This is a genomic window from Martinezella dioscoreae (genome assembly GCF_009176305.1).
Classification (GTDB): Bacteria; Pseudomonadota; Alphaproteobacteria; order Rhizobiales; family Rhizobiaceae; genus Rhizobium; species Rhizobium dioscoreae.
In genome coordinates, this window is sequence record NZ_BLAJ01000014.1 from 44,746 (window position 1) to 66,744 (window position 21,999).

4 protein-coding genes are annotated in these 21,999 nt (G+C 59.5%); 1 reads left to right on the forward strand and 3 read right to left on the reverse strand.

Annotated features, from left to right (window positions below; translation table 11 throughout):
• Positions 1-5: 5 nt before the first annotated feature.
• Positions 6-1,751, reverse strand: a complete 1,746-nt coding sequence (locus GDN47_RS28690; protein ID WP_113367145.1) for a ShlB/FhaC/HecB family hemolysin secretion/activation protein — start codon at positions 1,749-1,751, stop codon at positions 6-8.
• A 13-nt stretch (positions 1,752-1,764) separates the two neighbouring features.
• The gene (locus tag GDN47_RS28695) at positions 1,765-2,442 is read right to left on the reverse strand and encodes an invasion associated locus B family protein (protein ID WP_113367146.1); all 678 of its coding nucleotides are present in this window, start codon (positions 2,440-2,442) and stop codon (positions 1,765-1,767) included.
• A gap of 848 nt (positions 2,443-3,290) precedes the next feature.
• Here GDN47_RS28695 and GDN47_RS28700 point away from each other — a divergent pair.
• Positions 3,291-5,546 carry a bifunctional diguanylate cyclase/phosphodiesterase gene (locus GDN47_RS28700; RefSeq protein WP_152094750.1) on the forward strand — a complete coding sequence of 752 codons (2,256 nt, stop codon included), beginning with the start codon at positions 3,291-3,293 and terminating at the stop codon, positions 5,544-5,546.
• A gap of 344 nt (positions 5,547-5,890) precedes the next feature.
• Here GDN47_RS28700 and GDN47_RS28705 read toward each other — a convergent pair whose 3' ends face one another.
• Complete coding sequence (locus GDN47_RS28705) at positions 5,891-21,766, reverse strand: T1SS-143 repeat domain-containing protein (RefSeq protein ID WP_152094751.1); 15,876 nt, start codon at positions 21,764-21,766, stop codon at positions 5,891-5,893.
• Positions 21,767-21,999: the final 233 nt, after the last annotated feature.

The window sequence follows — 21,999 nt, forward strand, 5'->3', positions numbered from 1 at the left end:
TATGATCACCATTTCAATGACGTGCTAACAAACAGAAGCCCGGAGTCGCGGCGGTCGACCGTGCCGCCGAAGACATCCGAGTAACCCATATCGAAATTGAGATTGCCGCCGGCGAGCTTGGCCCCGACCGTCCAGCCGAGCATGTCGCCGCCCGCGATCTGGTAGCGGGCCTGGCGCGCGATCCGCCCGTAGTCGAGACCGACATAGGGCCTGAACTCTCCAAGCATCTTTGCCAGCTCGGCATTATCGGCAAAGGGCTGTGTCCGCCAGACGAGATCGTTGCGGATGAAGACGCCGTTATTGCCGTAAAGCATGGTCTCACGCGTGCCGCGCACGGAGGAATAACCACCGACCGAGATCTGCTCCGCCCCGAACAGATTGTCGGGAGAATATTGCCCGGTGACGATGGAATTGATCTCAAGATGTTGATCTGCCACCTCGAACGGCCGCGTCAGGGTGATCGTGCCGGTGAACTTCGAGAAGCGGGGATCGGCATTCCCTGCTCCGGCATCACCAGGGGCGACAGCATCGAAAAGGTTGAGCCCCTGGCTGTAGGAGAGGTCGAAGACCCAGAGGCCGCCGAGCATGCGGCGCGAATGCGAGATACCGAGATCGCCGACGGTATATTTGCGGCTGCCGACCTCGATCCTGTTGCCGAGCAGGAAATTGTTGGTTTCCTTGTAGGTCAGGCCGCTGTTGAAGGTCGTGATCGAATCCTTGTCGCGGAAGATTACGCGATCGGCGCCGATGCCAACCTGCTTGCTGTCGCCTGACGTATTGAGCGGCCCGAAATTGCCGGGAACGGAACTGTCGTACTCATACCAGGAGCCGTTCGCCGAGAAGGTCCAATAGCCATAGGGCACGCTGACATTGCCGGAATAGCTGTTGCTCTTGCCATGGCCATCATCGCGCCAGGGGTAATCGGGGCCGGTATGCTCGTAGCCGAAATTCCACTGATCGTTGATGCCGAAAAGATTGTCGTATCCCATGGAGGCCGAGCTCTTGGAATAGCCGGTCTGTGCCTCACCGAGATTGCTGTTGCCGAATGACAGATGCCAGGGATGGCTGGGCTTGTTCTCGATGTTGAGGATGGAGGTGCCGTCGGTCTTGCCGGGCAGCATCGCCGTCTTGGCGTTGTTGGAGGTCAGACGATTGATCTGGTCGAGGCCCTGCTCGATATCGCGCAGATTGGTGATCTTACCCTTCATGCCGGGAAAAGCCGTGGCGATCACGCCGGAGCCTCCCGCACCGAAGCCCGAAACCGGCTTGCCGTTGATGTAGATGTCGGCAAGCGTGCCCTCGACGGCAACGAGGCGCAGCACCTTGGTCTTGGCGATATCCTGCGCCGGCACATAGACGCGAGAGCTGACAAAACCCTTGTCGAGATAGAGATGCGTCAGGTCGCGGAGTAGCCCATTGATCTCGCCGACGCCGACGCAGCGGTTCGCGTAAGGCGCCGTGACCTTGTCGATCGCACCGGGAGAAAACTGCTTGACGCCCTCGACCTCGATATGGGTGATGGCAAAGCACGGGCCAGACTTGCCGCCACCGGCTTTCGCCGGCTGCTGACCTTCGGCCGCAGAAGGCTTTGGGGTCATCTGACCCAAGTTCTGCAGCCGCTGCTGTTCGGCTTCCTGCGCCTGACGGCGCGCGAAGTCGTCATTCGGAGTTTGGGCGGCCGCGGTCGACACCACGAGGACCGCTGCCAAAAGTCCACCGATGGCGGTCGCCGCGCGCGAGATTGAGGTCATAGGCTCGCTCGGATCAGTTGGAGGCGGCCTTCTGCAGCGCATCGAGCGCCGCCGACAATCCCTTCAGCGAGAATTTGATGTTGACCTTCTGACCATTCATCATCTGGACATGGCCGGTGCCATCGGCGGCCTTGGAAAGAGCCGACACCATTTTGGCGTCCAGCTTCTGTTGCGCCCAGCATCCCGCCTGATTGCAATTGCGGTAGGCAAGCTGCACGACGGGCTTGTCGCTTGCATCGATGCCGATGCCCGCTGGCAGAAACATATTGAGCGGCACGAGCGTCGTCAGCACCAGTTCACTGGCCGGTTGCTTTGCCGCCTTCTTGTCCGTCGTGGCGGGCGCCGCAACCTTGGCAATCGCCAGCGTCAAAACGTTGACGTCCTGATCGCCCTGCTTGACCGTGGCGATCTGCGCGACTTCGCAGCTCTCCGCTGGAGAGCCATCCGCCGCCTTGCCGTCAATGCAGCGATAGTACCAATCATCGAATTTCTGAACGCGTGCCTGCGGCGCGGGCTGCTGCTCACTTGCCGCGGCAGGGGAGGCCTGAGCAGAACCGGTGTTGGACGACGTATTAGCTGCAGCCGGAGCAGGCTGTTCCTGCGCGGCCGCCGAAAATGCAACCAGCGCCGAGGAAAGGAACGCGATAGCGGTGAAGCTCTTGAAGGAGAAAGACTTAATTGCGGGGGGCATACAAACTACCAGGTCAAAGCCATCCGCTTGCGCAAGGCGCACGTACCTTGCTCAATCGGCATGTCGGTCGAAAATCAGGAAGGTTCACCACAGGGTGGCGTAGCCGATCATGGGCCTAATCCGCTCAATAGCAGATTTCTAAAAAAGTACAGCAAAAAGTAGCAAGCACATGAGCGATTCACACGCTCGTTTTTAGATATGCGTGTAAAATCTGCAACACCGACGTTCAACAATTGAATAAAATTGTTGTTTGCTCTTGAAGGCACCTCTCCGGCCGATGGGCGGAGCGCGCCCGAGGAATCCTAGATCGTTTGGAATGATGCCAATCATCCACCTGCTTTTGCTGTTTAAGAGCGCATCACCGATTATGAGCTGCCATTCAGCGCGGATTTTAAACCCAACTCACCCCAGCAGGCGGCTTAGTTTAAAGCGTTTCGATGGTCCAGCTCGAGGGGTTCATGAATGGACGGCCTTCCTTGGCAAGGGATTTTGGTGTGACAGCGACTTGGTCGGGCGCAGGCACTCCGAAACCGGCTCAGTTCCGCGTCGAACCAACAGCAAAACAACCGCAATGATGATACGTTCCGACCATTAGAGCGCATGGTTTGAAACAAATGTAACCGTTCCCAAGTCGGGAGCGGGAAAAACCTGGGGTAAGGATCTTTGGCAATCGGGTGCTTTTCTGGAAGTGGTATTCGTGACAGCTCGGATCCCTGTGATAACAATATTCAGACTTCCAATTTAAGAAAGCGGACAGCTTTCCTCGACAGTAGGTTAGTGGTGGACCTTAGCGTTGCTTTAAAGAAGCTGTGCAAGGATGCAGGCGCGTCTCATATACCGGCAACCTGATGAAGTTTCGAAAAAATCCAAAGATATTGCGTGGCTTCGCGAGTTCTGCAGTAAACCATGCTAGCGCATTTGCTCCGGCAATATTTGCGACGATCATCGCAGTAATCGTCGTCTATGTTGCAACCAACTGGCGGCTGGAACGATCACTCGCCGACGAGCGCTCGGTGGTTGCCGGCGAACTTGCTACCATATCATCTCGGCTTCAGACGAACCTCAACAGCAATGTGAAGCTGCTGCAAGGACTGGCGGCCGGTATAACAGTCAACCCGGCAATGGACCAAAGTGCCTTTTCGAAACTCGCCGCGGAGATTTTGCAGCCAGATTCACAGTTGCGAAGCTTCGCAGCAGCCCCCGGCATGGTGGTCAAGTGGGTTTATCCAGAAAAACCAAACCAAAAAGCGATCGGTCTCGACTATCGAACGAACGAAAAGCAACGCGATAGCGCAATGCTGGCGCGCAATACTCATAATATTGTCCTGACAGGCCCTGTGGACCTCCTTCAAGGCGGAAGGGCTTTCGTTGTCAGATGCCCAGTTTATATCACGGACGGAACAAGCCAGATCTTCTGGGGTCTTGTTTCCGGAATCGTAGACATACCGAGGCTCTACCAAGATAGCGGTCTGGTATCTACCGATCTCGAGATTGCCATCAGCGACACACCGGAACCGACGATACCCAAACAAGTTTTTCTCGGCGACCTCGATACTTTTTCGAAGAATCCGGTCGTAGCATCCGTTGATATGACTTATGGCCGATGGACACTTGCCGCAGTACCTCGGGACGGATGGGGTCAAAACAGGGGATTGGCCACTTTCGAGCTCTATGCTTGCTTATTGTCCGTGTGTGTCCTTGCACCGATTGTCTGGATAGGCTTTCTGACCAAATCACGCCAAAGGACCATCGAAAAGCTTCGCCTTCACAAGAAAAAGCTTGTTCGAGCACGGCAACGGCTCGAGCACCTGTCTTTGCACGACGCGCTAACGGGCCTTCCCAATCGCCGATTTATTGACCAGATGATCTCACAGCCGCCGAGGCCGAGTCCGAAAGATTGTCTGATACTGATTCATATCGACCTGGATCGATTTAAGGAGATCAACGACACCAAGGGACATGCCGGAGGTGATACGGTCTTGCAGGCGGCAGCTTCGCGCCTTGTCGACTTGGCCGGCCCAAACGACGTGGCGGCTCGGATCGGCGGAGATGAGTTCATCTTCGCTAGCTGGAGCGCCGATCCCGCGCCGAGGGCAACTAAATTGGCTCAACAGATCGTCGATACACTCAAGCTGCCCTTGTTCGTTGACGGTTTAGAGTGTGTGGTCGGAGCAAGCGTCGGCGTGGCGTGGGAGACTGAACGTGCACAGCGAGATCTCAGTCAGCTGCGTCTCAACGCCGATTTGGCTCTATACGAAGCGAAGAAGAGGGGTCGGGGCCGGGCGGCCATATTCACCGAGGAGCTTCGCAGTGCTGCCATCCATACGAAGGAATTGGCGGACGAATTCAATCATGCGCTCGATTGCGATGAACTGGTTGCGTTCTTCCAACCGCAGTTTCATGCAGACACATTGGATATTGCGGGCGTCGAAACACTTGCGCGTTGGGATCACCCGCAAAAAGGTCTGCTCACCCCGGATAAATTTCTCGCGGTCGCGGAAAATTTGGGACGCTCCGGCGACATGGATCGGCTGATCCTGCAAAAGGCGCTGTTCGAGCTTACAAGATGGGACAGCTTGGGAATGCGCATCCCCCGCGTCTCGGTCAATATTTCCGCCCGTCGACTGGCGCAGCCAAGTCTGCTTGCTGAACTGGCTGAGCTTCCTTTAGTCACGGGTCGCCTGTGTTTTGAGCTGCTTGAAACCATCTCTTTTGACGATCTTCAACCAGCTCTCGACGAGATAATTCCGGCCGTCAAAGAGCTCGGGATCGAAATCGAGATCGATGATTTCGGCACCGGACATGCCAGTATCGTCAGTTTGCTTAGATTTGAGCCACGACGGCTTAAAATCGATCGGGAAATTGTCAAACCGATCGTGACATCTACATCTCAGCGCCGCCTGGTCTCTTCGATTATCGAAATCGGTCGATCGCAGAACATCGACATCGTCGCCGAAGGCGTAGAGACGATGGAACATGCGAAGATCTTGAAAGAGCTTGGCTGCCATTTGTTGCAAGGCTACGCTCTGGCAAGACCAATGTCCTCAAAGCGGTTGATCGAATTTTGCCGCGCGAAGGATAAGGAGCTCAAGCTGGTGGGATAGTCCCGACCATGAGGAAGACTGCAGCGTATCGACATGGCGATGGACGGGCTTCCATTCCCACTCCGCTGGCCGGAAGACGTTCATCACGCACAGCGACATCGGAACGGTATCACGGCCTGACTTCCTGACTTTAGTGTGCTGGCCTCCTGTCCAAAAGCCGGTTTCCATCCGGCGAGTTTCGAAAGACTTCGAAACTGCCTGTGCCCCCTCCTTAAACGAGACGGTCCTTTTCGAAACGTTGACCGCCGCCGCGCCTTCGATCCTGTCCGGGACGGAGGAAAGAATGCACGACAGCGCCATCGATGAAAAGCGTTGCTTCCAGATACAGATCCGACACAAAGCCGTCAGGCGCCGGCGGTCTGGGCATGGGTCGCAAGCTGCTCCTCATGGTTGTTAAACAGCACGTGGACCGCATCGTGGCCCGTCGGCGCGTAGTTCTGCAGCGTGGCGACCACATGGGTCTCCGAACCAGTGTTGACGCTGATCTTCGTCGAATTCGCTGCAGTATCGACCTCGGCGGTCATCGACGCGACCGCACTCGCCTCGGTCATGCCCGGATGTTCGCCGACCAGCGCATTGAGCAGGTTCGATACATCCAGCTTGTCGCCGTCTCCCTTCGGGCTGAAGTCGGTGATGACATCCGCCATGTTGAGGTTGTGCAGGGCCTTGGCATCGAGAACGAAGGTATCCGCACCGGCGCCGCCGGTCATGGTGTAGCCGCCGCCGCTTGTCAGGGTGTCGTTGCCGTCTGTCCCGTAGAGATGGCCGATCCCGCTGAAGTCGATCTCGGCAGATGTACCGTCGTGACCCAGCGAGAAGTCACCGGCCGAATACTCGCCCGTAAGACCGACCGAGGCGGTATGGGTGCCATCGGTGACGGTCAGCACGCCGCCGGTCTTCGCTGCGTTCTCCGTATAGGAGAAGCTGGCGGTCGCGGCGGAGATGTCGCCGAACCGCAAGGCGTCGTTGCCGTCGAGACCGGCGATCGTGCCGGTGAAGGCGGCCGCGTGGTCGATCGTGATCGTAGCCTGAGCGTCCTTGCCAAGTGTGATCGCCTCGTTGAACGAGCCGCCGATTTCAAGGCCTGCGTGACCCGACACCAGCACGGTGCCGGTGCCGCTAACATTGCCGTCGAGATTGACGTCGCCGCCATTCGCCCACAGCAGGCCGTTATTGACGACATCGCTGTGGATATGGAGACCACCCGCCCCGGTCGCCTCCAGCGTGCCGGTGTTGCTCACCGCATTCACGCCGGTGTCGATGACGAGCGCGTGGCTGCCGTCGGCAATGATCGTGCCCGCATTGACCAGCGTCAGGTGGCCGTCGCCGATCTGGCCGGCGCCGGAGATGGTGTTGTCGACATTCGTCAGCGTAACGTGGTCGCTGCTGCCGAAGATGACATTGGATGCGCTGTCGGACAGTGTCACCTTGCCGCCGCCGGTCAGCGTGAGACCTTGCTGGACGATTTCGAAGTCCGTCTCGCTGCCAGCCGAAGAGATATGGATGCTGCCGGTGTTGTCGAGCGTACCGCTGAAGGGCATCAACGCACCGTCGGCAATCACCATGTCTCCGCTATTGTGCGTGACGACCGCTTCGTTGAAGAGGAAGTCGTCAGCAGTCAGCGCCGCGGCGCTGACACCTGCCAGGGTGATAGTCTCACCACTGCCGAGTGTAATGACGGCATTGCCGGAGGCATCGCTGGACAGATGGGCCAGAACATCGGCGAAGCTGTTGAAGCCCGCAAAGCCGATCAGGTCGATCTTGTCATGCGCCACATCGAACTTGTGCACGACGTCTGTGCCGATGGTGTTTGCAAAGACCAGCACGTCGCTGCCGCTCGATGCTGTCAGCGTGTCATCGCCCGACCAGGCAAAGATCGGCGAACCCTTGGCATAGGCTTCGACATTATCGGCCATGGTGGCCATTCCAGTCGAACCATCGGCATTGGTCCAAGCCTCAGTGACCTGGAGAACCACCGCACCGGTTACGCCATCGGGCGAAGTCACCGTCAGCGTGGACGGATTGTTCGTCTCCACGGTCCAGGTGCCATCGGCATTATGCGTGCCTTCGTTGAGCACCCAACCCACCGGAAGGCCGGCGACGCTCACCGTGACCGCGCCGACGTGATGCGACGGATCTGCAAGTGCAAGGTTGATGGACTCTCCGGACATGCCGGCAGGCTTGTTCGTATAGTTGACCGTTACTTGGGCTGCGGCTGAAATTCCGCCGTCACCATCATCGATAGAGAAACTAACTATCCTGTTACCAGCCGTGCTGGAGTTCGAATTATATTGAATACTCTCAAGCAATGCCGTTACTGCTGTCGGAGTAGCATTCGAATTAAATGCAACCGTAAGGGTTGACCCATTGTTCGAGTAGGAGCCGATTGTTTTGCCGTTATAAAATACGCTCCCATTACTGCCATTCACGGTGAAAGTTATCAGGCCTTGAGACTTGATGCTCAACTTGTCCGAAGAACCTGACGAACTGATCGTGAGACTTCCATTGGCGAAATTCGCTGAGTCAACATCCGTGACAAAGGCATTCGGCGCCAAGATAATAGCGTTTGCGCCCTTTGTGTAATTGACCGAGGCATTAACACCGCTCATGGAGCTACCGTTTAGGTCCACCACTGGCGCATCATTCGTCCCGTTGATCGTTACAACGATATCCTGAGAGGCTGTCCCGTCTACCGACGTCACGGTTAATTTGTCCGTGACAGTCTGACCTCCAGTCAACGCCTGCACATTTGCGGCCGAATTATTGAGCGTGTAGCTCCACACGCCGCTATTCGCATCGAAACTGAATGCGCCGTATGTTCCCGACAGCGAAGACGGGGTCTGGAAATGATTCTCGCCGTGGTCGACATCGGTAACCGTAAGCGTGCCCCCAGCCGTCAATTGTCCGTTTTCGGTGACCGTGCCGGTCGCCGCGCCGGAGATCGAGGCTGCGTCATTCGTACCGTTGACCGTTACGACCACATCCTTTGTAACCGTTCCACCGTGACCATCACTCAACGTCAGCGTGTATGTCTGATTAATATGATCATTGGCCCCTAGCGACTGGATGGCATTATCATTGACACTGAATATCCAATTTACTTTGTTATTTGCATTATCAACGCTTGCCGCAAATGTGCCGTAGTAATTACTTCCGGCGGGCACCGTGTAGCTTACGGTGTGGGTATAGGCCGTGTGGACATCGTTAAACGTGATCGCCCCCGATGTCGTTTCAATACCCGGTGTTCCCGCGATCGCCTTTACCGAGACATCATCGATATTGAATGAGCCAAACGGCTGGTAAGGAGACCAGAATTTGATGACGGTGCTCGAGCCCGTTGCAACGAAGTTGACCGTATAGAGTAGGTAGGGGCTACTGCTGGAGTTAGAGTACGTATAGCTGATGGCCTGCGTTTGAGATCCTGTCGTGACATCGAAAATTGCCGCTGCCCCGCCGGGTAGGCTAGTGGCAAAATCCTGCATGTAGAAGCTGAGCTGATATGTCTGTCCAGCAACCGTCGATATTGTCTGCGAAAGCGAGTTGATGGAACTGGTATTTGAGACAAGCATTGCCGACGTGGAATCAAGCCGGCCGCCATTCACATCGTAGACTGACCCGGTGAGAGACCAATTGGTTGGATAGCTGTGGATTCCGGAGAAGTAATAACTCTGGAAACTGCCGTTCGTTATCAGCTCTGGACCTACGCTGTAAGACGCATCCTCCGTCACCGACCCCGTTGTCGTTCCCGTGCCGAACACCGGTGGGTTATCGACGCCCGTAATCGTGACGGTAACGTTGTGCGGCGTTCCGTCGGCCGAGGTGAGGGCCAGGGTATCGGTCAGCTTGGCGCCAGCCGTCAGCGCTTGAACCGCCGTGTCATTGTTGTTCAGCGCATAGGTCCAAGTTCCAGTCGCGGAACCATCATTGGTGAAGGTGAATGTCCCGTGTGCGCCCGCGATCGAGTTTGAAGACGCGGTCGTGAAGGAGCTTTGGTTTGCATCGACGTCAGAAACGACGATCGCGCCGCTGATCGGAGCAGTGCTCCCCTCCAGAATGCTTCCGGTATCACCGGTAAATGTCGGTGCATCGTTGGTGCCGTTGACTGTCACATCGACCGTCTGCGTCGTGACGCCGCCATGGCCATCGCTGACCTGCACCGTGAAGACATCGTGCTTCTGATCCGACGCCGTCAGAGGATCGGCCTTCGACTGATCCAGAACATAGGTCCACTTGCCAGTCTGATCGACGCTCAGCGTACCATAGGCTCCGACCTCGGAACCGGCGCTGTTAGCGCTGTTCTTCGGATCGACAACCGACCAGGTGAAGGACGTGTCGTCGACGTCGCTCGCCGTCAGAGAGCCCGAGACCGTGCCCGCGCTGACTGCGACGTTGACGCCGGCTTCCGCGACCGAACCGGTTGCCGCGCCGCTGATTACGGGTGCATCATTAGAGCCGTTGACGGTGATGTTGACCTGCTGCGTCGCGATGCCGCCATGGCCGTCCGCGACTTCGACCGTGAAGCTATCGACCTTCTGATCGCCGAGCTGCAGCGAGTCGGCCGCCTTTTCGTCGATCGTGTAGGTCCATTTGCCGGAGCTCGCATCCATCTGCAGCGTGCCGTAGGTGCCATGCACCGACGACGCAGTCGTCTGGCCCGAGACGATCGACCAGGTGGCGGTATCGCCATGATCAACGTCACTGCTTGCCATAATGCCCGAAACCGTAGAGATCCCAACCGGATGACCGCTCGCATCGAAGCCCTGTTCTACGACCGAACCGCTTGTCTGGCTCGATGCAAGGATAACAGGCGCGTCATCGGTGCCGGTGACGGTCAACTCGTAGACACCGGAGGTGACGCTGCCGTTGCGATCCGTCACTTCGAAGGGAATGCTGATCTTGGCAATCTCACCGGCGCCAAGCGCGTCGAAGGCCGTGCCCGGTATCACTGTGATAGTCGAACCATCGAAGCTCAACTGCGGCATACCGAGAGTGATACCCTGGGGAGCGGAGACCACCGCATGCGTGGTGTCGAAGGTGAGCGCACCCGTGGTGCCCTGACCATCGGCGCCGTAGTTGAACTGAGCCGAGCCGAAAGTGAAACTATGGGTGTCGTTCTCGTTCATCGCATCGGCGATGACTGGCAGCGAATTTGCCGATGCGGCGGTCAACGAAACGTTCGCGAGATAGGTGCCGGTGTTGTCGCTGGCAGTGCCGACCTCGACGAAGGAGATCGTATTGTCGCTGCCATGTGCCGTCAGCGGCAGAGTAATGATCGACATAGGCCCTGCGCCGGGCGTGGGGGTCAGCGTATCGACCAGCTCTCCATTCCACCAGACCTGTACGGCTGCGGTGCCGTTGGCCGGCGTGCCATATTCGAAGCTGAGAACGTAGCTGGCACCATCAGTCAGTCCGTGAACGGTCTGCGAGATCGCGATATTGCCCGGAGAAGCACCGAGATCAACCATCGGCGCGCCGTTGGAGGAGGTAACGCCGTTATAGTTGCTCGCAATTTCTTCGAGGCGCACGCCGGTCTGCCCCGGTTCGGTCCCGGATATCGTCCAGCCGGTGCCTTCGGTTGCCCAGATGAAGCCACCACCATTCGTCCAGGCGGATGCCGTTGCATGGGCGAAATCGCCGTCGACCAGCAGGTTCGGGGCAGCGGCATGGCCACCAGCATCCTGTACACCGATGATGACCGGGAAATCGTCAGAACCGTTGATCGTCACCATCAGCGTCTGGGTACTGGTGGCGCCGTGATTGTCGGTGATCGTGAAGGTGAACGTGTCGGTCAGCGTCTCGTTCGGGATGAGATGCTGCACGGCCGGATCTGCATTGTTTAGGACATAGGTGTATTCACCGCTCGTGCTATCCCAGGTCAGCGTGCCATAGGTGCCCGCAACGCCTGCATGACCGTCGGTAACGTCACCGACCTTGGCGACCGAAAGGACGTCCAGATGGTCGGCGTCGCTGGCTCCCGCAAGAAGGTTACCGGTCGCCGTGACAGCCGTGTCCTCGGTCACCGAAGCCGCCTCGGCAACGGCGATCGGCGCATCGTTCGTGCCTATAACGTTGATCGTGATCGTCGCGGAGCTTTGGACCCCATGGGCGTCCTGAACGGTATAGTCGAAGATCTCCTTGACCTGTTCTCCCTGGCTGAGGGAGTTGGTCGCATCCTTCGTGTCGTCGAGTGTATAGCTGTAAGTGCCGTCGGCGTAGATGGTCAGTTTGCCGTAGGTGCCGTCAACAACGGTCGGGTTGGAGCCCGTCACATTGGCGACCGCGGACGGCATCGTTCCAGCATTGATGCCGACAACCGTCAGTGTATCGAACTTATTGGTGTTCGCATCCGTTGCATGATTGCCGTGCAGAATGAAACCTTCGACTGTCTCGCTCGAGCTGTCCTCAATCACCGCGCTCAAGGCGGTGAAGCTGTTGGCGACAGGCGCGACATTCATCAGCTGGCTGAGCGACAGCGTACCGCCGGCACCGCCGTTTTCACCCATGAAGGTGAACTGCTCGACATTGGTGACGGTGATCGTCTCCGCACCGTTCGTCAGCGTGTAGCTGCCGGTGCCGTCGTCGACACCGGTGTGCGTAACCGTCCAGTCGGCCCATTTGCCGGCAAGCTTCAGCGTGTCGGTGTCGCTGCCTGCGGTTGCAACAGGATCGCTGTCGTTGATGACGATGTGTACATTGCCGGTGAGGCCGGTCATGTCGAACGTATCGTTGCCGTTGCCGCTGTTGACGACGATCGTGTCGGGCGCCAGCGCCGTATCGCTGACATTGCCGAAGACGACCGTGTTGTCAGCGCTACCGCCAAGATCGAGGTATAGGTCCTCGATACCGTCGGCACGGATACTGCCGCCGCCGCTGATGCCGATGGTCAGATCGGCATGATCGTCAGCCGACACGATGTTGCCGGTATCGCTCAAGGCGATCTCGCCAATCGCGTAGGTGTGGCCGTTGCCATCACCAACGATATGCAGTTCGTCGGTGTCGGTTTCCTTTCCGCCAACCAGGGTCGCACCGCCGTCGATACGGTCGTTGCCGGAGCCCACGGTGTAGTAGATCTTGTCGCTACCCGTACCGCCGAGAATGGTGTCGTTGCCCGTGCCGGCGACGATGATGTCGTTGCCAGCGCCGCCGATCAGTGTGTCGTTGCCAGCGCCGCCGAAGATGACGTCGTCACCCGCACCGCCGTCGATGGTCACGCCACCGCCGGCTGCATCGCTCATATAGGTCTTGGAGACCGCAATCAGGTCGTTGCTGTCGGTGCCAACGATGTGTTCGACGCCCTGAAGCTGCAGGCCGGAGGTCGAGCGGTAGTCGAGGACGTAGCCGTTCGAGCCCGAACCCTGCAGATAGAGCGTATCGTCGCCGACGCCGCCGTTGACGCTGTCGCCGGTGCCGGACATGTGGTCGAGCGAGACATCGATCTTAATGCCAGAACCGAGCTCGAAACTGCGCGGACCATAGGCCGCCGCATCGGCAATATCGGCAGACAGATAGATCTTGTCGTTGCCGGCGCCAGCGTCGATGGTGTCAGAGCCGGTGCCGGCCCTGATGATATCGTCGCCAGAGCCGCCAATGATCGTGTCGCCGTGGTTCGAACCAACCAGGGTTACGCCGGTCGCATTGCCGGCATTGGTCAGCGTCCAGCCATTGCCGCCGGCGGACGATAGATCGATGTCATGGCCGTTGGCATTGATCGTCGCCGTGCCGTTGTTGACTGTGTAGCTCGTTGCGGTCCAATCGCCGGTGGCGGTGATCGCGGCGGTCGCGCCGTTCAGAACCTTGACGATGTCCTTGTCGTGAAGATCGGTGACGGTGACCGTGCCGCCGGCAGCCACGAAAGTATCGTTACCCGCGCCGCCGGTCAGCGTGTCGCCAGCGCCGCCGATCAGCGTGTCGTCGCCGCTGGTGCCGATGACATGCGTCATGCCGGCCACATTGTCCCTGCCGACGACATGGGTAGCGCCGGCATCGATTGCCATGTTGGCGGCGATCGTCTGCGCGCCCACCGTCTGGCTGATGTCGGACAGGTTGACAGTAACGCCGGACGAGATGGCGGAATAGTCGATCGTATGACCCGTTACCGTGCCGGCCGCGTTCACTTCGACCGTGAAGCTGCCGCTTGCCGTATCATTGTCGCCGTCCGTCGCCGTGTAGCCAAAAGTCAGGTCGATCGCATGGCTGCCATTGGCAGCGATAGCGCCGGAATGATCGAGCGGCTGGAGGAGCGTGAACGTATACGAGCCAGAGCCTGCGACCGCAAGTGCCACGGTGAAGACGACGTTGGCCGCGTCGGCCGCTGTCGGCAGCGATCCGGTATAGGCCACCAGCAGGCTGCCGATGAAGGCATAGGCCAGCGGCTTGCCGTTCGACGACAGGCCGCTCGGGCCTGTCACGTTGCTTGCCGCGGATGCGTTGCTGAAGGCGACGCTCTTGGCGCCGTCGGCGCCGAAGCTGATCGCCAGCGATCCCGTGGCAGTCGGATGCGTCGCCGCCAGTCCATTTTCACCGACGCTGCCGAGGGTCACGCTGCCGACGCTCGGAACATCATCCTTGAAGGTGATGACGCCGGACAGGTCGGCAGACTTGCTCGCCGTATCGCCGTCGCCATCGGTCACCGTCACCACTGCGCTCAGGGAGCCTGTGGCAAGGTTCAGGTGGTCGACCGCGTTGTTGTTGACGATGTCCTTCAATGCCACGTTTTCCGTGACGCTGAGTGCGCCGCTGCCGGCGTCGATGGAGATCGTAAAGGCAATGTGGGTCTTGCCGTCGGAGCCGGTGTAGACGCCGTTGACCGTCCCTGCCGACTGTTGCTGCAGCGTGATCGCATGATTGTCGATAGTCGAGAGGCCAGAATTCCCATTGTTGCCGACCTGCAGGGAATAGACCTGCGAGGAAAGGCCATCGGCGCCGGCATTGACGACCGCCGTGACGATCGAATGCGTTCCGGTCGTGGCGCTGACCGGGGAGGACGCCGTCAGGCCGTGTTCGTCCACGGTGATCGCCTGGCTCTTGTCGACCACGAAGGCCGAGATGGACGGGCTGTCGTCGGTGACATCGACCGAAAAGCTCTGCGTGCCGGTCGTGGTGTCGCCGTCGCCGTCATGGCCGGCAACCTGGAAGGTCAGCTTGATATCCGAAAGGTTGGCTTGGCCGTTGACGTCGTCGAGCGCCTTGTAGAGCGTAAAGTTGTAGGCGCCGCTAGCGTGAGCACTGTCCTGAGACAGGTCGACCTTGAAGACCCAATTCGACTGATCGGCGGCATTGCCGCCCGTGTAGGCGATCAGCGTCATGCCGTCGCTGCTGACCGCATAGGACAGCGCATGGCCGCCGGAGCTGAGCTTGGTCGCATCGAGGCTCTGATTGTTGCCGTAGCTCGCGGTGAAATAGCTGCCATTCGAACGGGCAACAAAGGTAATGGCATGAGCAGCCGGGCCATCGGCGCCGAGGGCGAAATTGAGCGCAACCGCGCCGGTGCTGACGCCGGAAGGCGAGATCGTGCCCGAATTCGTGACAAGACTGTGCTCGGCAAGTGTCTTCGTTGAGACGGCGTTGCCGATCGACGGGCCGTCATCATCGAAGCGAATGCTGCTGCCGATGGAAACGGACTTGCTGACAGTGTCGCCGTCGCTATCGGTCGCGCTCAGCACTGCCGAAAGCTTGCCTGCGAGATCGACCGTATCGCCGTCCGACTTCGACGTATTCGGGTTGGCAAGCGCCATGTACTGGGCGATGCTGACCTTGCCGCTGTCATCGATGCGGATCGCAAAGGCGATCTCGCCGTCCGCGATCTTGCCGACAACCGTGCCGTCGGCGAGCTGGGAGAGCGTGATCGTCTGACCTGCCGTCGTCGTTAGGCCGGAGTCGGCGTTGTCGATATGGAGTGTCAGGCTGCTTGTCGCACCCGTCGCATCGTCGGCGCCCATCGAGACCGACGGAGAGACGACGCCATGCTGCGCGTAGACCGTCGACATATGAGAATCGTTGCCGCCCGTGATGCCGGCAAACAAACCTCTGATCGAATTGCTGGCGCTGACGTCGTCATCGCCTCTGCCGCTCTCATCGATCGTGATCGAGCCCGTCAGGCCAAGACTTACCTTCGGCACGTCGTCAACGATCGTGACGTTCAGGGCACCCTTTAGCGTCACGCTGTCGCCATCAGCGTCGGTCGCCTGGATGACGGAGCCGAAATCGATGGCCGAGATCGAACCATTGCCGGAGCGCAGGTCGTTGCCGGCGTCGGCGACATTGTCGAGCTGGTCGTACTGCTGGAAGGTGAAGCTGCCGTCGCCTGACAACGTCAGCGACAGGACTGGCCGGTCGAAAAGCGGATTGAAGCCGCTATGGTGATCGTTATCGACATAGCCGATGATCACATTGTTCACGACGGCATAGGAGAGCGCTTCGCCACCCGAAGTCAGATGCAGCGCGGCGAGCGTCGATGTCGCGTTGGAGGTGAAGCTGAAGCCGCCGCCGACAGCTGCGCCGTCGGCACCGAAGGAGACGGTGGACGCAACGGAGCCAGATACGGTGGCGGCAAAGCCGAGACCAATCAGAGCGGGCTGCGAGGACGATCCGTCATGCGTGCCGTCGAGCGGGCTGTTGCCCTGCGACAGGGCGTTGTAGATATCGCCTTCGTCTGCCCTCACCGAGATGGTCGTGCCGGAAGCAACCGGGACATCGTCCGTAATGGCAATCGCCAGCGAACCCTTCGCTGCATCGCCGTCACCATCTGTGACCGTGAAGCCGAAATTCAGCGTCAAGCTGTCTTCGGTGGTCGACGATGTCGAATGAACGAGCGGCGCATCCGTGGTGAAGCTGTAGGAACCGTCCGAGCCAATCGTCAGAACTGCAACGGTGGCATGACTGGAGGCGCCGGTTGCCGTCCAGGTCGTCACGCCGTTCGTCGAAGACGACGCCCACGTCACGGATTCCTGGTGGCCGATGCCATGGCTGTCGAGATAGATCGCCTTCAGCGTCGGGAGGCTGTCCATCGACACGCTCTTGACGCCATCGGCGCCAGCGGAGAACAGGGCTCCTGCATTGCCGTTGATCGTGTTGACGTCCGCGCTGCCGCCGTCGAGGTTGCCATGTGCCTGTGCGTCGTCGTTAAGTGGCGTCGAGGTGACATCAACCTTATAGGCGATCGGTGCGTCGTCCTTGACGGTAACCGTGAGCGCGCCGCTGGCCGTATCGCTGTCGCCATCGGTAACAGTGAAGTTGAAAGTCAGATCCTGCGTATTTTCCGCAGTTAGGCTCGCGCCATGAGCAATCGGTGCACTCAGCGTAAAACTGTAGGAACCATCCGTGCCGATCGTCAGCGTCGCGACCGTCTGGCCGCTGTCCTTGCCCGTCGCGACCCAGATCGTCTCGCCGCCCGCCGCCATCGTTGGGCTGCCCCAGACGACCGACTCGACATGGGCAAAGCCGTCCTTGCCGGTATAGATGGCGCTGAAATCCGTGGTCGCTCCGAGCGTTACCTGATGAACTCCGTCCGCGCCGCCCGTAAAGAGCGTGCCGCTCGTGCCACTGACGCTATCGGTGTCGGCGACACCGACCGTGTCCGGGTTACCGCCCTTCAGGGCATCGTCGTTCAACGTCACGCTGGTGACGGTGACGGTGTTTGCCAGCGGCACATCGTCCGTAACATGCAGGGTCAGCGAGCCGGTTGACGTGTCGTTGTCGCCGTCCGTCACCGTGAAGGTGAAGGTCAGCGGCAAGCTTTCTTCCGTCGTGCCGGAGGTCGGATGCACGAGCGGCGCACTGGTGCTGAAGCTATAGGAGCCGTCTGCATTGATGGTCAGCGTGGCGACGGTCTCGTGATTGGCGCTGTAGGCAACCCAAGTCGTCGCACCGCCGGAAACCGTCGGCTTGCCCCAGGTCACGTCTTCCTGCTGCGCGAAACCATTGGCATCGAGATAGATCGTCTTCAATGCCGGCAGGCTGGACTGGTCGATCGAGACGCTGGAAAAACCGTCGGCGCCAGCGCTGAACAGGGCACCGGCAGCGCCCGAGACGCTGTTCGTGTCGGCGCCGTTGCCGTCCAGGTTGCCGCCGGTCTGCGCATCGTCGTTGACCGGTGAGGCCGTATTGTCAACCGTGTGAGCGATCGGCACGTCATCCTTGACGCCAACCGTCAGCGAGCCCGTTGCCTTGTCGCCGTCGCCATCGGTGACGGTGAAATTGAAGGTCAGGGACAAGGTCTCTTCATCGGCTTGCGCGGTCGGATGCGCAAGCGGCGCACCGGTCGAGAACGTGTAGGAACCATCGGCATTGATGATCAAGGTGGCGACGGTCTCATGATGTGCGCTGCTCGCAACCCAGGTGGTGCTGCCATCAGTGACCTGCGCCTTGCTCCAGCTCACGGCTTCCTGATGCGCAACGCCATCCGCATCGGTGTAGATCGTGGTCAGCGTCGGCAGATCCGAGTGAGCAATCGCGACCTTCTTAAAGCCATCCGCGCCCGTGTTGAACAGACTGCCCGATGCGCCGCTGACGCTGTTATATTCATCGGTCTTGTCGGGGTTGCCGCCCGTGAACATATCGTCGTTGAGGAGATGCTCGGCTGTGACGGTGCTTGCGGTCGGAAGGCTGTCGGCGACGTTGAGCGTCAGCGAGCCCGTCGACTTGTCGCCGTCACCGTCGGTGACTTCAAAGCCGATCTTGAAGTTCTCATTGTCAGAGCCCTTGGCGTCGGCAAAGGCGCCGGACTGAACATAGGTATAGCTGCCATCGGCATGGACGGTCAGTGTGAAGATGACGTGGCCGGAATCCCTACCGATCGCGGTGTAGATCGTGTCGCCGGAGTCGTCCCTTGAGGTGCTGTAGGATAGACCTTCCTTGTGAGCGACACCGTTTTCATCGATGTTGATGGCCTTGAGACCGGTTGGATTGGTGAAGGTCAGTCGCGCGAAGCCATCGGCGCCGGTGGTGAACAGGCTGCCCGCTGCGCCGCTGACGGAGTCGCTCTTGGCGCCATCCGCCGGTGGCGAGCCTTCGCTCGGCTGCTCGACAAGCAGCTGGACGGGAGATGGATTCGTCTCCGAGGACGTCGACGTGGTGTCATGGAGGCTGCCCGATTCGACCGTCACGTTGTTAGCGACCGGAAGGCTGTCGGCGACGTTAAGCGTCAGCGAGCCTATCGCCTTGTCGCCGTCGCCGTCGGTGACTTCAAAGGAGATCTTGAAATTCTCGTTGTCGGAGCCCTTGGCATCGGCGAACGCGCCGGATTGCACGTAGGTATAGCTGCCGTCCGCACCGACGCTCAGGGTGAAGAGAACCTGGCCCGATTCCTTGCCGGTTGCGGTGTAAACGGTATTGCCCAGATTGTCCGTCGTTGTGCTATAGGACAGGCCCTCCTTGTGAGCGACTCCGTTGGCATCAATATAGATGCCCTTGAGGCCGGTCGGATCTGTGAAGCTGATTTGTTGAAAGCCGTCAGCACCGGCAGTGAACAGGCTGCCCGATCCGCCGCTGACGCTGTCGGTAGCACCTTCCGACGGGATTGACCCCTCGCTCGACTCGACGAGTGGGCGGAGCGGCATCTGCTCAGTCGGTGTTGTGTCGTAAAGACTACCTGTTCCGACCGTGACGTCGCTGGCGACAGGTTTGTCGTCGGCGACGGTGATGGTGAAGCTGTTCGTGGCGGTATCGCCATCGGAATCGGTGGCCGTGTAACCGAAGGTCAGTGTGATGGCGTCCGAGCCCTTGGCGTCGTCGAGCGACTGAACCAGCGTGAAGTTATAATGACCGTTGTCCGTGTCGGAAACCGTTGCATAGAAGACGATATTCGAACCGACCACACTCTTTGCATCTGTGACAGCGGTCGGAGCAACATCACCGGTGTAGCCGACCAGCGTACCGTCAGCGAGTAGTGCCGTGTGCACTGCAAGACCGTGTGAGCTGAGCGTGCCGTTGTCCTCACCCGTCACCGCAACCGTGGCATTGGCGAAGGCGACCGAGCGGTCGCCGGCTCCGCCTTTGTCGGTATTGGCGTTGTCAGCACCCCAGGAGATGTTGAGCGAGCCGGTGGCCGTTGCGGCGCCGGTATCATGGGTCAGGGCTGCGTTGCCGGCAGCCAGCACCGCCTCGGTGACGGAGCCAGCATCGCCGGTCGAGGCGACGGGCTTGTCGTCGGCGACCGTGATGGTGAAGCTGTTCGTGGCCGTGTCCCCATCCGAATCGGTGGCCGTGTAGCCAAAGGTCAGCGTGATGGCGTCCGAGCCCTTTGCGTCGTCAAGCGACTGGAGCAGCGTGAAATTATAGTGGCCATTGTCGGTGTCGGAAACCGTGGCGTAGAAGACGACATTGGCTGCGGAGGTTGCCGTCGGAGCCACCTCACCAGTGTAACCCACCAGCGTACCGTCAGCGAGCAGTGCCGTGTGGACGGCCAGGCCATGCGAGGTCAGCGCACCATCGTCCTCACCCGTCACCGCAACCGTGGCATTGGCGAAGGCGACCGAGCGGTCGCCGGCTCCGCCTTTGTCGGTATTGGCGTTGTCAGCACCCCAGGAGATGTTGAGCGAGCCGGTGGCCGTTGCGGCCCCAGTATCATGGGTCAGGGCTGCGTTGCCGGCAGCCAGCACCGCCTCGGTGACCGAGCCCACATCGCCGGTCGAGGCGACGGGCTTGTCGTCGGCGACCGTGACTGTGAAGCTGTTCGTGGCCGTATCACCATCGGAATCGGTGGCAGTATAGCCGAAGGTCAGCGTGATTGCGTCAGAACCCTTGGCATCATCGAGCGACTGCACCAACGTGAAATTATAGTGGCCGTTGTCGGTGTCGGAGACCGTCGCATAGAAGACGACGTTGGATGCGGAGGTTGCCGTCGGAGCCACCTCACCAGTGTAACCCACCAGCGTACCATTGGCCAAAATCGCCGTGTGCACGGCGAGGCCATGTGAGGTTAGCACGCCGTTGTCCTCACCCGTCGCCGCAACCGTGGCATTGGTGAAGGCGACCGAGCGATCGCCGAGACCGCCCTTGTCGGTGTTTGCGCTATCAGCGCCCCAGGAGATGTTGAGCGAGCCGGTGGCCGTCGCGGCGCCGGTATCATGGGTCAGGACTGCGTTGCCGGAAGCCAGCGCCGCCTCGGTGACCGAACCCGTCGTACCGACGGCCGCAACCGGCACGCTATCGGTGATGTCGACGCCCGCGACAGCCGAAACCGTGTGGCCGCTCGTGTCGGAGACCGTGTAGCGAAATTGCAGTTCAAGCACATCGCTGGCCGAATTGGCACCGCGTGGATGGTCGAGGGCAGCCAGCTGGGTGAAGGTGTACTCGCCGGTCGAGGCGTTGAATACCAGCGTGAAGACCGTGACGCCATTGGCGACGCCGGTGACGGTCTGGCCGTTCTGGGTGACAACAACCGCAACACCGCCCGAGGTCAGGCCCGACAGCTGCTGTGTGCCGCTGCTGGTGATTTCTGCCTCGCCAACCAGCGTGACAGTGGTGATCGAGGCATTGTTGCCGCCGAAGCCGAAGCGGCCGGTGCTGCTTGAGGTAAGGAAGGCGCCGGTGCTGCTGCCGCGCTCGACCAACGAGGCCGTTTCAGTCGCCTGCGGATCGATGAAGGGAACACGGGTTTGGGTGCCGGAGAGATTGCCGCCGTTGCCGCCTCCGATTAAGTCACCAGGGCCGAGAAGGCCGATCAGATTCAGCGGAGTGCGCGGATTCCCGGCCTGGCTGTCCGTGAACTGGTGACCGGAGTCCGCGCCATTGCCGGCGTGAACCGAACCATCGGGACCTTCGGCGACATTGATGCCCTGCTGCTGTAATGCCGCGACGACGGCCTGCTGCGGCAGCGTCACTTCCCCGATCAGGAAGGTCGGAACATGCAGAGCACCGTTGATGATGACAATGCGCGTTCCGTCGGCCTGGATGAGAACAAGGTTGCGTCCCTCGACATGGATGTCGTCGATAGAAGTATTCGGCGGCAGATGGACGACGTTGCCCTGATCCGGCACGATCTGGATCGGCGCCGTGGCGGGAGCATTTTGCGGCTCGCTCGCGCCTAGCCGCCCCGTTTTGCCATTCGCCTGTTGTTCCTCGGCTTGTGCCACCTCGAATGCAGCGACATCAGCATTCTGCGACAACGTCGGCGCATAACCGGGGCCAGCATCGGCTGCAATGCCTTCGTCCCGACCGCTTGATGCGAAATCATGCGAAGCAGCTTCGTGGTCTACGGTCGAAATGCGCAAGTCGTCCATGGGTCTGGCTCCCGGTGTCTATCAATTTGCCGCAATCAATTACGGGAGCAGGACGATTGCAATACTTCCTTAACCTCATCGATATAGCCGGTTATGCAGCACTGCAGAATTATTTTACCGATGGTTAACTTAACCAAAGAACAAGTCGTTAAGTATACCGCTTGACTTTACGTCAGCCGCGGTGTGCAAATGCGGCCCGATAGGCTGTTTCGGCCTGCCATGGAGAATCGGGG

Bases quoted from the DNA above. Each gene is read 5' to 3' on its own strand.
- GDN47_RS28690 (WP_113367145.1), bottom strand. From the start codon at position 1,751: ATGACCTCAATCTCGCGCGCGGCGACCGCCATCGGTGGACTTTTGGCA.
- GDN47_RS28695 (WP_113367146.1), bottom strand. From the start codon at position 2,442: ATGCCCCCCGCAATTAAGTCTTTCTCCTTCAAGAGCTTCACCGCTATC.
- GDN47_RS28700 (WP_152094750.1), top strand. From the start codon at position 3,291: ATGAAGTTTCGAAAAAATCCAAAGATATTGCGTGGCTTCGCGAGTTCT.
- GDN47_RS28705 (WP_152094751.1), bottom strand. From the start codon at position 21,766: ATGGACGACTTGCGCATTTCGACCGTAGACCACGAAGCTGCTTCGCAT.